Genomic DNA, 15,223 nt, shown 5'->3' on the forward strand with positions numbered 1-15,223 from the left:
TGTTGAGTTAGACATTTTCAAATTCTTCCTTAATACTTTTAATTCCCAAAGATTCGTTCCAGCCGAAGATCTTATTCATATTTTGAACTGCTTGACCGGAAGCGCCTTTAATTAGGTTATCTATTGCGGCAGTAATAATAATTTTACTTTTCGCGGATTTTATATTTATATCGCAGTAATTTGTACCAATTACCCATTTTAATTCCGGAGGAGTTTTTCTCAATCGAATAAATTGTTTCTGATTGTATTGATTTGAAAAAATTTCATCAATTTCAGCTTGCTCAATTTTTTTATCTACATGAATAATTGTGGTAGAATATATTCCACTGAAAACGGGAAGTAAATGTGTTGTTAAAGAATACTCAATATTTTGATCGAATTTTTTCAATTCCTGCTCAATTTCAATTTCATGTCTGTGCGTACCAACATTATATGCTTTAACGCTGTTGTAATTTTCAGCGAATAATAAATCGGTGGATGCTTTTTTGCCTGCTCCGCTTAAACCTGAGTAAGAGACTGTTGAAATGCTTCGAATATTACCGCCAAAATTTTTAACAACCGGAATAGATGAAAGCAGCGCAGCTGTTGGATAACATCCGTAAATTTATTGAATTATAATTATCAGCAATTTCTGTTAGACCGTAAATCTTCGAATTTAATAAATTAGCTGAAGTGTGTTCCAAACCATAGGTCTTTTGGAAAATGTCCGCGCTGTCCAATCTATAATCCGCGCCAAGATCAATAGCTGTTTTTCCTGCTTCAATTAACGATGGAATATATTTAAACGATTCTCCGTGTGGAAGAGCAAAAAAATAAACGTCATGTTTATTGTCTAAGTTTTCAACGCTTTTAATTTTTTGATTTGTAACTTCACCGATTAAATCGGGAAAAACATCGTGAATATTCAATTCGGCGCTTTTATTTGCATAAATGCTGAATTCATAAACATTAGGATGTTCATTGCAAAATTTTACTAAATATTTTCCCGTATAACCGGAACCACCAACGATACCAACAGAAATCATTTTTTCCTCTTGAATAATAATTGATAACAATTTTATGATATGTAGAAATGATTACCCCAAAAAGGGGCGCGGCGGTGCTAAAAGAATGATTTCAATTCTTGAAAAGTTAAAATGATTTGTAATATTTATAAGTTTAAAATTCATGTGCGTTATATTCGTAAATTTTGGAAAGTCAAACAAGAAAAAATTGTGTATAAATTCAGTATATGCTCTATATTAGAACTATTTATGCAAAATATTGTAAACATATTCATACGTCTTAAAAATATTTAAAAAAAGGGGAAATATTTTTACTCTGAAATAATGTAAACAAATTTGTAATGTTTTCGTCTAAAAATTTGCTTAACAAATAAATTTAAAACAATAAAAGAGGGGACAAAATGAGGCGGAATATAAACTACAAAATCTCAATTTTAATCTTATTTTTTACCGCGGAAATTTTATTCGCGCAGGCAAATTTATCATTTGTAAGAGTTAGTCCAAAAACAAAAATTTCTCAAGATGTGGGATTCGCAAATATTAAAATTGAATACAGCAGACCGGCAGTAAACGGCAGAGAGATTTGGGGTAAACTGGTTCCATTTGGTTTAGCGCCAAATCCCTTCGGCAATGGCAAACCAATGCCTTGGAGAATGGGTGCAAATGAAAGCACAATTATTGAACTTAGCAATAATGCAATGATAAATGGAAAACAGTTAAATGCCGGTACATACAGCATGCATGCAATTGTAAATAAAGATTTGTGGACAGTTATTTTTAATAGTGATGTACAAAGTTGGGGAAGTTTTTTCTATGATGAAAACAAAGATGTTCTGCGTATTGAGGTTAAGCCTGTTCAATCCGAATTTAAAGAATGGCTAACATATGAATTTGAAAATTTCACTTTAAATTCTGTGGATTTGGTAATGCAATGGGCTGATTTGACAATCCCAATAAAATTTGAATTTGACGGACAAGCAATTGCACTTGAAAAATTTAGAAATGAACTCACGAATCTTCAAGGATTTAATCCTGCCGCGTGGAGTGCGGCTTCCAGATATTGTTTACAAAACAAAATCAATTTAGATGAAGCTGTTGTTTGGATAGATAAAGCAATAAGCATGAATGGCGGAAATAACTTTGAAAATAAATCAATTAAAGCCGGACTGTTATCAGAAAAAGGAATGAAAAAAGAAAGTGATGAACTTATGAAATCCTCGATGGAGAATGCGAGCGAAAATGATTTGAACGTTTACGGATACCAATTGATGAATCAAGGACGAATGGACGACGCAATTGATATTTTTAAACTAAATATCAAAAGGCATCCGGATGCGTGGAATGTTTATGATAGTCTCGGTGAAGCTTTAAATACAAAGGGTGATAAAAAAGGAGCGAAAGAAAATTATAATACCGCTCTTAAAAAAGCTCCACAAGAACAACATCAAAGAATTAAAACTATTCTTGAAAATTTATAATTCAAAATATTGTTATCCTCCTCAAATTTCTTGAGGAGGAAAACTTTAATCCCATTTCATATTTTTTTTGTTTTTAAATGCGTTGGAAATAACTTTTTCCAAAATTTTTAAATCTACATCTTCTTCTTTATTAACGTATAAACAACCTTTGCCTGATTTGTATTTTCCAAGAGAAGTTAAAAGTTCCTGATGTTGAGTAATATCATATGATAAATATAATGTGATACTTTGTTTTCTTGGAGATAATCCAACCAAACACATATCTCCTTCGTGACCGCTTTTATATTTATAATGATAAGAACCGAATCCTATAATACTTGTTCCCCACATTTTTGGTTCTTCCTTTGTTACCTTTTTCATTATGTCAATTATTTTATAAGTGAATTCTCTTTTTTTGTCATCATCAATTGTATTAAGAAAATTATTAATACTTGCATCATTGACCTTTGTTTTTAATTCGTACATAATTCTTACCTTTCTTTTTTTGTAAGAAAAAAAACTAAATCATTATAAATTTTAAGAGCAAAATAAATTTCTGATTTGTAAATAGTAATTTTTCAGCAAATTTGCTTGGCAAATTTATTAAATTATCTAAGTTTTTTTGAGGAATTTATGAACGGCAAAAATTTCACGTGAAAAATTTCTGCAAACAATTGGATTGTTAGGTGCATCTTCAATTCTGTCGCCTATTATTGCAAAATCCGAAAAATTATTTTTTCAAAATAGAAGAATAAAAATTGGTGTAATAGGTTGTGGAAGTGTGTCCAATATGTATCTTCCTCATTTGGAAAAATGTGAATATGTGGAACTTGTAAGCACATGTGATATAATTTTTGACAGAGCAAAATCACAAGCCGAAAAATTTAATATTTCAAATTATTATCCAAATATACATGAAATGTTAAAGGGCGCGAATTTTGATCTTTTGGTAAATTTGACCGATATGCAGGAACACGGTAAATTGAATGAAATTGCTTTAAATGCGGGGAAACATGTTTGGAGTGAAAAGCCAATGCATAATTCATATACTGAAGGTAAATCGCTGCTTGATTTAGCAAAATCTAAAGGTTTAAAAATTTGGGGTGCGCCCGCGGTTGTTAATAGTCCGCAATTTGCTTATATGTCAAAATCAATTCGAGAAGGAAAATTGGGGAAAGTTTCCGCCGCACATGCTCATTACGGACATACCGGTCCGACATGGTCGGCTTTCTTTTATGAAAAAGGCGGCGGTAGTCTGCCTGATCTTGGTGTTTATAATTTGGCAACATTGACCGGTTTATTAGGACCGGCAAAATCTGTAATTGCAATGACTTCGATTGTAACAAAAGAAAGAATCGTAGATAACAAAGGTAAAATAAATGTTGAAGCTGAAGATAACGCGATTGTTGTAATGGATCACGGAAATGGTGTATTATCAAGCGTACAATGCGGATTTAATTATTTTGATCCGTTCGGACACAGCGGCGAAGGGCAAGACAGACCGACAATCACAATTTGGGGAACAAACGGGAATATGGCTTTGATCGGTTACGATTGGTCGCCTTTCGGAGTTCACATTTCAAATTCTTGGGATAAGCCCGAAGGCGAAAGATTTGAGACCGATCCAAAAAATTATGTTTGGCAGCAGGGCGCTTCCGTTATTGCGGAAAGTCTTGTAACCGGAATTGAACCGTTAATAGCGGCGGAACACGCGCTGCATGTATTAGAAATAATTGAAGCGGCGAGAAAATCGGGCGAAAATGGTGAAAGAATTTTACTCAGTTCTACTTTCAAATATCCGGTTATTTAAAATATTAAATATTATTTGTATGTTTCTTTTTATCGAATATTAAAATTTAAAATTATTGAAGAATTTACACATCGAAATTTTAAATTATTTATTTGCAGTAAGTGAATATCAATAAAAATGGGGAAGAAAAAACTAATGGCATATAATTTACTCAAAGGGAAAAAAGGGATTATTTTTGGCGCGTTAAACGAAAGTTCTATCGGTTGGAAAGTTGCCGAACATGCTTTTGAAGAAGGAGCTGAAATCATTTTAACAAATGCTCCATTTGCTCTAAGGATGGGTGAAATTCAAAAACTTGCGGTAAAATTAAATGCAATTGTAATTCCATGCGATGTTACAAGTCTTGATGATATTGAAAACTTAATAAAAAAATCTATGGAACATTTCGGCGGTAAATTTGATTTCTTGCTTCATTCAATCGGAATGTCGCCAAACGTTAGAAAAGATATTCCGTATGACAATATAAATTATGTAAATTTTTTAAAAACTTTGGATATTTCAGCTTTATCTTTACATAAAATTCTGCAGACTTGCAGAAATTACGATGCGATTAATGATTGGGGATCTGTTGTTGCTTTATCATATATTGCCGCACAGCGTACTTTGGATCTTTATAATGATATGGCTGACGCAAAAGCCATACTCGAATCTATAGCGCGCAGTTTTGGTTACATTTATGGAAGGGAGAAATTTATTAGAATAAATACAATTTCGCAATCACCGACAAGAACGACAGCCGGCAGCAGAATTGACGCATTTGATTCATTGTTCGATTTTACTGATAGAATGTCGCCGCTGGGAAACGCAACTGCCGATGAATGCGCCGATTATTGTGTTACGTTATTTTCCGATCTTACAAAAAAAGTTACGATGCAGAATTTATTTCACGACGGCGGATTTTCAAGTATGGGCATGAGTCAAAAAGCAAAACGCCAATACGAAAAAAGTTTTGATGAAATAATTGAATAAAGAATAGTTAGATAAATCTGTTCAAATTACTCACACTTCAAAAAATATTTATTCCAATAAGACTTCTTGCAAAAATAAGAAGTCTTTAATATTTTGAAATAAAACCGATCAGTGTTTCCAACGCGTATTTCAAAACATCTTCGTTCAGAATTAAATCTTTACTGTGCAAAGTTCCTTCTCCTTTGGCGCCAATCTGCAAATATAAACTTGGTACTGTTAAACCGTAAAAAGCAAAATCATCGGCACCCATTGAAGGCTTTGCGTCTAATACCAATTTATTTTCATAGCCCGAATGGTGAACAAACTCAATGAACTTTCTTGTCAACGCCGTGTCATTAATTGTTGCCGGACAGTTTGTAGGAAAATTAATTTCAATTTTAATTTTGTACAATTCCGCAAATGATTTTGTAAATGAATTCATCAACTCAATACATTTATTTAATACAATATTATTGTGAGTGCGCAAAGTGCCTTTTAAAATAATGTGCTGCGGAATAATATTGTGAGTTGTGCCCCCGGAAATTGTGCCGAATGCAAACGCAACGGTTTCTCTTGAATCTATATTCTGTTGTATGAAACTTTGAATTTGCGTAATATAAAATGCAGAAGCGTTAATAAGATCAACAGTTTCCGAAGGTTTTGATGTATGTCCGCCAGGACCGAAAAATCCGATATGAATTGACGTAGAAGAAGCTTGAACCGGACCTTCAACAATATTCAGCTTTCCGATTTGCAGCATTGGATCAACGTGAACAGCCAAAACCGATATAACATTTTCCAAGATATTTTCTTTAATAACTTGTTCGGCTCCGCCAGGCGCGGCTTCTTCCGCTGGTTGAAAAATTATTCTTAATTTATTTTTTAATTCATTTTTGTTTTCACTAAAGTATTTTAATAATCCTAAACCAATCGCTGTATGAAAATCATGTCCGCAAGCGTGCATTGCGCCTTTAATTTCCGAACAAATATCATGAGAAGGATCTTCTAAAATAGGAAGCGCGTCAATATCGGAACGAAAGCCGATAATTTCACCTTCTCCAATGTCGCAGTATCCGCCAGTTTCCATATTTTTAAATCTGTTAAATTGTAATCCCCAAGATTTTATTTTATCTTCCAATAATTTTGTTGTTTCAAATTCCTTAAAAGATAATTCGGGATATTTATGCAGATTTCGTCTGATCTCTGTAATTTCCGGTAAAATTGATTCAAGATTTGTCATATTATTTTTCAGATATAATTTTGTTCATTTTAATTTGAGATGAATAATTTTTACTAAAGTAAATCCTTTGAGTTGCTTTCTGGAAATTACTTTCTTCTGCGGTATAAATATTTAAAACTTTTGAGGATTCCTATCAAACATAGGAAACCAACTGCTTTGGATCTGTACCATTATTTTATGACCTTTTTTAAAAGTATGACAAACATCATTTAACTTTACACTCACTTTTGAAATTTCATTTGGTGTAAACGGCTCGGGAAATTCAAAACTATTTCTATATTTACCTCGCATAATTTCACCTCTTACGAGCATTTGGTAACCGCCCATTTCAATTTTTTTATCCCCGTCATTTATATCTTGGCATGAATCAGGGAATACATCAATAACTTTTACTATCCAGTCAGCGTCAGTTCCGGAAGTGGAAACGAAAAGGTCAGCTTCAATTCCGCCTACGATTCTTATATCATTATTAAGAATATCGGTTTCATAAACCAAAACATCGTTTCGTGTTGAAGCAAACCTCTGATCTTCATTTAGATATTCTTTATAATAATAATCTTTTGCGCCAATAAATTTGGAGGTATAAGGCACCGGTTTATTTGGATCACTTATATATTCATCATAACTATTTTCTGAATTTTGCGGAGGCGAAAATGTTAATTTATTTTTTGGATTTACGTAAAGAACTGATTCTTCAATATTTTTGGGAGGATATTGGTCAAACTTATTCCATTCATTTTTACCCGTTTCAAAAATATAAGCTTTGGCTAAATTTAACTTACCTTTGTTTTTTAAATAGTAATTAAAGAAAGGCAGTTCAATACTATCAACATAATACTTGCTCGTATATGAATTAAAATTTATATCGCCGAATTTATTGCCATCAACTCGCGTCCAGCCGCCGTGCGGCCAAGGACCGAAAACAAAAAAATTATTTGAATAATGTTTTTTATTTTCAATTGATTTAAAAGTGTTAATTGCACCGTAAAGATCTTCGCCGTCAAATAATCCGCCGACAGTTAGAATTGCGGGTTTAATATTATTGAAATGACGTTGTGTATTTTTTTCCTGCCAGTATTTATCATAATTAGGATGCGTTATAACACTATCCCAAAACGCGATGCCGTTTTTGAAAAATAATTTGTTAATATTTTTTAATGAACCTAATTTTAAGAAAAAATTATAACCGTCGGGCGAATCAAATTTAACGCCGTCAGGCCAAATCTTTGTTAGTTGATTCCTTGCTACTCCAAATTGGTTGAAAAAATTAAATGTCATTGATAAACTTAAAGCGCCGTAATGATGCATATCATCCGCAATAAACCAATCGGCGATTGGGGCTTGCGGAGAAACGGCTTTTAAATTTGGATGCGCGTCAATCGCAGCCATAGCGGCATAAAAGCCCGGGTAAGAAATTCCCCAAACGCCAACGTTGCCGTTATTATCAATATTTTCTACAAGCCATTCAATTGAATCATACGCGTCGGTACTTTCATCAACTTGAGAATTATTAATTTTATTGGGAATGTAGGGACGCATGTCAACAAAATTTCCTTCGGACATAAACCTTCCGCGGACATCTTGAATTACGATTATATAATTATTTTTTATAAAATGAAAAAATGTATTCAAGCTTCTTGTAAAATAGTTTTGGTTGCCGTAAGGCTGGCAACTATAAGGAGTTCTCCAAATAATTATAGGTTGTTTTTCTTTGCTGTATTTAGGCGAATAAATCGCTGTGTAAAGTTTTATTCCATCCCGCATTTTAATATTCACTTCTTGCTTATTATAATTTTGCGCAAAGTAAAGTGAATCATTATTCTGTGAATATGTGAAGCGCGCCGTTAAGATTAAAAATAGAATTCCAAAAACAAATAACAATTTCAAAGAGTAATTTTTCATTATCTATCCAACGAAGAAAATAAATCTATATGAAAATATAGTTATTATTTTTTGATTTCAGTTTCTATTAAAACTTAGATATTTTGGAAAAGTGAAAATTCCCCAATGCTTAAACACATGGGGAATTTTTAAATGTCATTTCTGCATTATCATAATTTTGGATTGTGTGAAATTGTCAGTATGAAGTTTATAAATGTAAACGCCTGAAGATACTTTAGCGTATTCAAAATTATCACCATTCCAAATAACGGAATGATTTCCATGCGAAAGATTTTCATTCAGCAAGCTTTTAACCAATTGACCAAGCGAATTATATATCTCTAATCTTACATTTTCGTTTTGCGCTATTGTAAAATCAATTTTAGTTGAAGGATTAAAAGGATTCGGATAATTGTTTCCTAAAATATATAATGTGAAATTGATTTGTTTTTGTGCGGAAGTTGCATCATTCCATCCGGCAATTTTAGCCCAAAGCCACCAAGCCGCATAGGCTTTTTGATTTCCGTTTAAGGATTGAGAATGAGCCGCGTCGCAATAATACCAGTCAACATTTTCAGTATGCGTATTCTGCCATTCAACTGCCCAATTTGCGTCTTGAGATCCATTACCATCTGAATCGTAATCGCAATTATCTGTCGGATATTTATCGCCGAAATATTTACCGTCCGGATCATAAGATTCAATATCTTCAAAATCAAATAAAATTTTATTATTGACCGAGCAATAATCTCTAATTTGCTGATTTCTTAAATGCAGATTTCCTTCTAAACCTGAACCGTCGAGATGTCCAGTCATATAAACAAATTTAACATTTGGGAAATCGGATTCAAGCTCCGCCATCAAATCCAAATAAGTATTTATATCTTCAACCGAGGCCGAGCTGACTTCACCGCACCAAGACCACATCACAACATTAACGTCGGAATTTTGCGAATCGTTTAAATAAGTTCGTGTTAGTTCTGCCCATGTTGTGAGGTCGGGATTTCCCAAATCGCCGTAAACGAAATAATCATCAATATCAAGATATCCTTCATCGCCTCCATTATGGAAATTATATAAACCGTTACCGCCCATAAAATTATCAAGATTTTCCATTCCTGAAATAATCTGACTTCCATGCGATGTGTGTCCGTAAGCGATGTGTAAATTTTCTTTAGCCGCTATAATTGCTGTTTCAGATATTTGATTAATTTTTGTGCAGTTATGATCTGCCTTAATTCCTTGCGCAAAAAATTGATTTGAAAATAAATAGGAAAGTGAAATTATGATAAGAAATTTTGTTTTCATTAAAACCTCAATTAAATATTGCCGTAATTAAGATATAACAAAAATTAAACCAAGCTTAAAAATGTAATATAATTAATATAGTTTATTTAACTTAAAAAAAAATAAGTAAAAATTACTTGTAGAAATTATCGTTTTGATATGTTATTACTGGGAAAATTCAAATCAGTTTGTGAAATTAATGTGTAATTAAATGATAAAATTCCTATGAAACTTTAATAAATTTAAGAAATATTTCTATTTTTGCAGAAAAACATAAAGGATATAAAATGAAAAGACTTCGATTTATCTTTTTATTCCTAACAATAATGGCTTTAGAAATAAACGCACAGCTGCCGAATTTTATAAACGACAGTTTGGATTTTTATATTGAAAGAGGAATGAAGAATTGGGAAATTCCCGGAGCCGCCGTTTTAATTGTAAAAGACGGGAAAGTTGTATTCCAAAAAGGATACGGCGTTACTGAATTGGGTAAACAAAATAAGGTTGATGAAAATACTTTATTTATGATCGGCTCAAACACAAAAGCGTTTACCGGAACGGCTTTGGCATTGCTTGAACTTGAACAGAAATTAAAACTCGATGATAAAGTAATTAAATATCTGCCTGATTTTAAAATGAAAGATAAGTGGGTAAACAATGAACTGAACTTGCAAGATATTGTTTCTCATCGTATTGGAATGGAAACTTTTCAAGGTGATTTTATTTATTGGACTTCCGATCTTTCAAGTGATGAAGTTATTGCCAAATTTGGATTGCTTACGCCAAAATACGGCTTTAGAACTAAATACGGATATACAAACGCCGGATTTGTAATTGCCGGAAAAGTAATTGAAAAGATTGCGGAAAAAACGTGGGGCGACTTTTTACAAACTAAAATTTTTACTCCGTTAGATATGAATAGAACAATTGCTTATTCTCAAGATTTTAAAAACCGAGTAAACATTGCTAAGCCTCATAGTTTTGTAAACGATAAAATGACTTTGCTTGAACTTCAGAATATTGATAATCTCGCTCCTGCCGGAAGCATTGGTTCATCAATACACGATTTGAGTCATTGGGTTATCGCGCAGCTTGACAGTGGAAAATACAAAGGCGAAAAAATAATTCCTTATTCCGTAATTCAAAAAACGCGACAGCCATTAACAATTGAAAAACGCGTTAGACATCCGTATAATAGAACTCATTATACATTATATGGAATGGGATGGGAACTGCAGGATTATGAAGGAAGAGAAATAATTTCTCATACCGGAGGAGTAAACGGATTTTTGACTTCGGTAACATTAATGCCGGAAGAAAATCTTGGAATTGTTGTACTAACAAATACCGATCAAAACGCGCTTTTTTGGTCTCTTCGATGGGAAATTTTAGACGCATTTTTAGAGCTGCCTATTAGAAATTATGATATGACGTATTTTAATGCTGAATTAAAAGAAAGAGAAACAAAAAAGCACAGACTAAATGAAATTCAAGATTCGGTTAAAATGAATATTGAAGCAGAAACCAAATTGGAAAATTTTGAAGGCAAATATGAAAATGAAGTATACGGTTTTGCGGAATTAAAGAAAGTTAAAAATACTCTTGAGCTTAAATTAGAACACCATTCCAAATTAACGGGAAAGTTAGAGTATATTGGTAATAACAGATTTTTCTGTACTTATTCTGATCCGACTTACGGAAAAAAGGTTTTTCAATTTTACTTAAATAACGGAAAAGTAAATTCATTTGATTTATACGTTGATGATTTTGTTGATTATCAAGCATATAAATTTGTTAAAACAGCTAATTGAAAAAGGCACAAAATATAATGTAGAATTTAAATTATATAAAAATGAAAATAACTGCTTAGATATTTAAATAATCTGTCGCAGCCATTTTTCAACTTCTTCTGTTTTCATATTTTTTCTTTTAGCGTAATCTTCAACTTGATCATTAAGAATATTACCAACGGAAAAATATTTTGATTCCGGATTAGCAAAGTATAATCCGCATATTGAAGCAGGCGGATCCATCGCTAAATTTTCCGTTAGAGTTATACCGGTATTTTTTTCGATATCAAGTAAATTAAACAGTGTAAATTTTTCTGTATGATCAGGCTGTGCCGGATAACCTGGCGCGGGACGAATCCCAATATATTTTTCTTTAATTAAATCGTCATTCAATAGATTTTCGCTTTTCGCGTATCCCCAAATTTCGGTTCTAACTTTTTTATGAAGTAATTCAGCGTTAGCTTCGGCTAATCTATCTGCCAAAGCTTTAACCATAATAGCGTTATAATCATCATGATTCGCTTCAAATTCTTTTACCAATTTTTTTGAACCGATTCCAGCGGTAACCGCAAATAGTCCAATATAATCTTTTTCGCCTAAATTTAGCGGAGAAATAAAATCAGCCAATGCCAAATTCGGGAATTTATTGTTTTTATCTGTCTGTTGTCTTAAAGTATGCAATGTTGAAACAACTTTTCCATTTTCAAAAAGCTGGATATCATCTTCAACACTGTTTGCCTGGAAAATTTTACATACGCTTTTTGCAGTCAATAATTTTTCGGAAATTATTTTGTCCAATAATTTATTCGCGTCATCAAAAAGTTTTTTTGCTTCGCCGCCGTAATCTTTATTTTCAAATATTGAAGGATATTTTCCTTTCAATTCCCAAGTTATAAAGAGCGGTGTCCAATCGATGTAATCCCTTAATTTTTCAAGCGGGACTTCGTTATCAATAATTAAATCAAAGTTATTTGGTTCAGTTATTTGAATTTTACCCCAATCCAAAACCAATTTATTTTTTCTTGCTTCAACAATAGAAATTAAATTTTGATTATTATTTTTCCTTTTATGCTGAACTCTTATTGTCTCATATTCGGAGGCAACTTCGTTTACAAAATTTTCTTTTGAATTAACGTTAAGTAATTTTCCCGCTACGGCAACAGCTTTTGAAGCGTCCAAAACATGAATTACATTTCCGGAATAATTTTCATCAATTTTTACCGCTGTATGCACTTTGGAAGTTGTAGCTCCTCCAATCAATAAAGGTAAATTCATTTTTTCTCTTTCTAATTCCTTTGCCACATGTATCATTTCATCAAGCGATGGAGTTATCAATCCGCTTAAACCAATAATATCAACATTTTCTTCCTTTGCTTTTGAAATTATATTTTCTGAAGGCACCATAACACCAAGGTCAATAATATCGTAGTTGTTGCAGTTTAAAACAACGCCTACAATATTTTTGCCAATATCATGAACATCACCTTTAACAGTCGCGAGCAAAATCTTTCCGGCTTTTTTAATTTCTCCCGTCGATCTTTGTTCCTCTTCAATATAAGGAATTAGATACGCGACAGCTTTTTTCATTACGCGGGCACTTTTTACAACTTGAGGCAAAAACATTTTACCCGAGCCGAATAAATCACCGATTATGTTCATGCCGTCCATTAAAGGACCTTCAATAACCTGTAGCGGTGATTTAATTTTAATTCTTGCTTCTTCAATATCGTTAATTATGAATGTATCAATTCCTTTAATCAAAGAATGTTTCAGCCTTTCTTCAATCGATAAATTTCGCCACTCATCAATTTTTATTTCTGATCTTTCCTTTTTGTCAATCTGCTGCGCAAATTCTATCAGTCTTTCTGTCGCGTCTTCCCGGCGGTTTAATATAACATCTTCAACAAGTTCAAGTAAATGTTTAGGAATTTCCTCATAAATGCCAAGTTGACCGGCATTGACAATTCCCATATCCATTCCGGCTTTTATAGCGTGATACAAAAATGCAGAGTGCATTGCTTCGCGCACTGTATCATTGCCTCTGAATGAAAATGATAAATTACTTACTCCGCCGGAAACTTTTGCGTAAGGAAGATTTTGCTTTATCCATTTTGTTGCATTAATGAAATCAACCGCATAATTGTTGTGCTCTTTAATTCCGGTCGCTATTGCAAAAATATTAGGATCAAAAATAATATCCTCAGGAGGGAAATTTATTTCTTCCGTTAATATTTTATAAGCTCTGCTGCAGATTTCGATCTTGCGTTCATAAGAATCAGCTTGACCGATTTCATCAAAAGCCATAACTATTACGGCTGAACCGTAATTTAAAACTTTTCTCGCGTGGTACTTAAAAATTTCTTCGCCTTCTTTTAAACTTATTGAATTTACAATTCCTTTTCCCTGAAGGCATTTAAGTCCTGCTTCAATTACATTCCATTTTGATGAGTCCAGCATAATCGGCACTTTTGCGATATCCGGCTCTGATGCGATTAAATTTAAAAATTTTGTTATTGCCGATTCGGCATCGATCATTGCGTCGTCCATATTTATATCAATGACTTGAGCGCCGTTATCGACTTGTTCTCTTGATACGCTTAATGCATCTGAATATTTATCTTCTTTTATTAATCTCGCGAATTTCTTTGAACCCATCACATTTGTTCGTTCTCCGATATTAATAAAATTAGAATCCGGACGAACAACTAATGGTTCTAATCCGCTTAAAGAAAGCAGCTTACTTTTCTCTTTTGGAATTCTGGGTTTGAATTCTTTGGCAATTTCCGAGAATACTTTTATATGTTCCGGAGTGGTTCCGCAGCATCCGCCTACAATGTTGAAATTTCCGTATTCGGCATATTTTGCCAAGACTTCATACATTTGATTCGGAGTTTCATCATAATTGCCAAATTCGTTCGGCAGTCCCGCGTTTGGATAAATACTTACAAAGCAGCTTGCTAAATCGGAAATTTCTTGAATGAAAGGACGCATTTGTTTTGGACCTAAAGAACAATTTAAACCAACACTCAATAAATTTTGAGTATGCGAAATGGAATTCCAAAATGCTTCGAATGTTTGTCCGGATAGAGTTCTTCCGCTTTGATCTACAATTGTTCCTGAAATCATTATCGGAAGCAAAATATTTTTTTCGGCAAAATATTGATGAATGGCAAACAGTGCGGATTTTGCGTTTAAAGTATCGGTAATTGTTTCAACCAAAAGAATATCTACTCCGCCATCGACTAATCCTCTTACTTGATCATAATATGAATTTTTCATTTCATCAAAAGTTAAATCTCTGGCTCCCGGATCCTCAACTTTGGATGACATTGAAAGCGTTTTATTTGTTGGACCAATAGAACCCGCCACAAATCTCGGCTTTTGGGAGTTTTTAGCGGTATAAATATTTGCAGTTTCTTTTGCTAATTTTGCCGACGCAAAATTCATATCATAAATTACGTGTTCCATGCCGTAATCGGCTTGAGATATTGAAGTCGCGTTAAAAGTATTTGTCTCAATAATATCTGCGCCTGCTTCAAGATAAAGTTTATGAATTTCCTTAATAACATGCGGCTGAGTAATTGAGAGCAGATCATTATCGCCGCGCAGTGATTTTGCATGATCTTTAAATCTTTCACCTTTAAAGTCGGATTCAGTCAATTTATAACGTTGAATCAAACTCCCCATTGCGCCGTCAAGGATTAATATCCTTTGACTAAGAATTTCACTTAATATATCGAATTGCATTTTCTCCTGACTTTCTGACTATTTATCGATTTTTTAAAAATATAATTTAATGAAATTTT

Annotated in this window: 10 protein-coding genes and 1 pseudogene; 4 read left to right on the forward strand and 7 right to left on the reverse strand. The window is 33.0% G+C overall.

The features are described from left to right. Positions 1-7: 7 nt before the first annotated feature. Positions 8-604, reverse strand: coding sequence for a hypothetical protein (locus IPK06_15490; GenBank protein ID MBK7981378.1), 597 nt, complete (start codon positions 602-604; stop codon positions 8-10). Beyond that, complete coding sequence (locus IPK06_15495; GenBank protein ID MBK7981379.1) at positions 552-1,025, reverse strand: hypothetical protein; 474 nt, start codon at positions 1,023-1,025, stop codon at positions 552-554. Before IPK06_15495 ends, IPK06_15490 begins: the two co-directional genes overlap by 53 nt. A 380-nt stretch (positions 1,026-1,405) precedes the next feature. Here IPK06_15495 and IPK06_15500 point away from each other — a divergent pair, with 380 nt between their 5' ends. Further along, the gene (locus IPK06_15500) at positions 1,406-2,482 is read left to right on the forward strand and encodes a DUF2911 domain-containing protein (protein ID MBK7981380.1); all 1,077 of its coding nucleotides are present in this window, start codon (positions 1,406-1,408) and stop codon (positions 2,480-2,482) included. A gap of 45 nt (positions 2,483-2,527) precedes the next feature. On the opposite strand, the gene IPK06_15505 is transcribed toward IPK06_15500, so the two are convergent. Next, positions 2,528-2,947, reverse strand: coding sequence for a DUF1801 domain-containing protein (locus IPK06_15505; protein ID MBK7981381.1), 420 nt, complete (start codon positions 2,945-2,947; stop codon positions 2,528-2,530). Positions 2,948-3,107: 160 nt separating this feature from the next. On the opposite strand from IPK06_15505, the gene IPK06_15510 reads away from it, so the two are divergent. Together IPK06_15510 and IPK06_15515 are read left to right on the forward strand one after the other, a co-directional pair. Then, positions 3,108-4,271 (forward strand): Gfo/Idh/MocA family oxidoreductase, encoded by a 1,164-nt coding sequence (locus IPK06_15510; GenBank protein ID MBK7981382.1) that lies wholly within the window; start codon positions 3,108-3,110, stop codon positions 4,269-4,271. Positions 4,272-4,406: 135 nt separating this feature from the next. Continuing rightward, on the forward strand, positions 4,407-5,240 hold the full coding sequence (locus IPK06_15515) for an enoyl-ACP reductase (GenBank protein ID MBK7981383.1): 834 nt from the start codon (positions 4,407-4,409) through the stop codon (positions 5,238-5,240). An 85-nt stretch (positions 5,241-5,325) separates the two neighbouring features. Here IPK06_15515 and IPK06_15520 read toward each other — a convergent pair whose 3' ends face one another. The 3 genes and pseudogenes from IPK06_15520 to IPK06_15530 all read right to left on the reverse strand — a co-directional run bounded on the left by IPK06_15520 (position 5,326) and on the right by IPK06_15530 (position 9,648). Then, the gene (locus tag IPK06_15520) at positions 5,326-6,459 is read right to left on the reverse strand and encodes an amidohydrolase (GenBank protein MBK7981384.1); all 1,134 of its coding nucleotides are present in this window, start codon (positions 6,457-6,459) and stop codon (positions 5,326-5,328) included. Position 6,460: 1 nt separating this feature from the next. After that, positions 6,461-8,361, reverse strand: a pseudogene (locus IPK06_15525) (CocE/NonD family hydrolase). Positions 8,362-8,496: 135 nt separating this feature from the next. Next, the gene (locus IPK06_15530; protein ID MBK7981385.1) at positions 8,497-9,648 is read right to left on the reverse strand and encodes a T9SS type A sorting domain-containing protein; all 1,152 of its coding nucleotides are present in this window, start codon (positions 9,646-9,648) and stop codon (positions 8,497-8,499) included. 266 nt (positions 9,649-9,914) lie between these two features. Here IPK06_15530 and IPK06_15535 point away from each other — a divergent pair, with 266 nt between their 5' ends. Further along, positions 9,915-11,438, forward strand: coding sequence for a serine hydrolase (locus IPK06_15535; GenBank protein ID MBK7981386.1), 1,524 nt, complete (start codon positions 9,915-9,917; stop codon positions 11,436-11,438). A gap of 63 nt (positions 11,439-11,501) precedes the next feature. On the opposite strand, the gene metH is transcribed toward IPK06_15535, so the two are convergent. Next, a complete protein-coding gene (gene metH / locus IPK06_15540) occupies positions 11,502-15,164 on the reverse strand; it encodes a methionine synthase (protein MBK7981387.1) in 3,663 nt (1,220 codons plus the stop codon). Between the last annotated feature and the right edge of the window lie 59 nt (positions 15,165-15,223).

It is taken from the genome of Ignavibacteriota bacterium (genome assembly GCA_016713565.1).
In the GTDB taxonomy this organism is placed as follows: Bacteria; Bacteroidota; Ignavibacteria; order Ignavibacteriales; family Melioribacteraceae.

Bases quoted from the DNA above. Each gene is read 5' to 3' on its own strand.
- IPK06_15495 (MBK7981379.1), bottom strand. From the start codon at position 1,025: ATGATTTCTGTTGGTATCGTTGGTGGTTCCGGTTATACGGGAAAATAT.
- IPK06_15500 (MBK7981380.1), top strand. From the start codon at position 1,406: ATGAGGCGGAATATAAACTACAAAATCTCAATTTTAATCTTATTTTTT.
- IPK06_15505 (MBK7981381.1), bottom strand. From the start codon at position 2,947: ATGTACGAATTAAAAACAAAGGTCAATGATGCAAGTATTAATAATTTT.
- IPK06_15515 (MBK7981383.1), top strand. From the start codon at position 4,407: ATGGCATATAATTTACTCAAAGGGAAAAAAGGGATTATTTTTGGCGCG.
- IPK06_15520 (MBK7981384.1), bottom strand. From the start codon at position 6,459: ATGACAAATCTTGAATCAATTTTACCGGAAATTACAGAGATCAGACGA.
- IPK06_15530 (MBK7981385.1), bottom strand. From the start codon at position 9,648: ATGAAAACAAAATTTCTTATCATAATTTCACTTTCCTATTTATTTTCA.
- IPK06_15535 (MBK7981386.1), top strand. From the start codon at position 9,915: ATGAAAAGACTTCGATTTATCTTTTTATTCCTAACAATAATGGCTTTA.
- metH (MBK7981387.1), bottom strand. From the start codon at position 15,164: ATGCAATTCGATATATTAAGTGAAATTCTTAGTCAAAGGATATTAATC.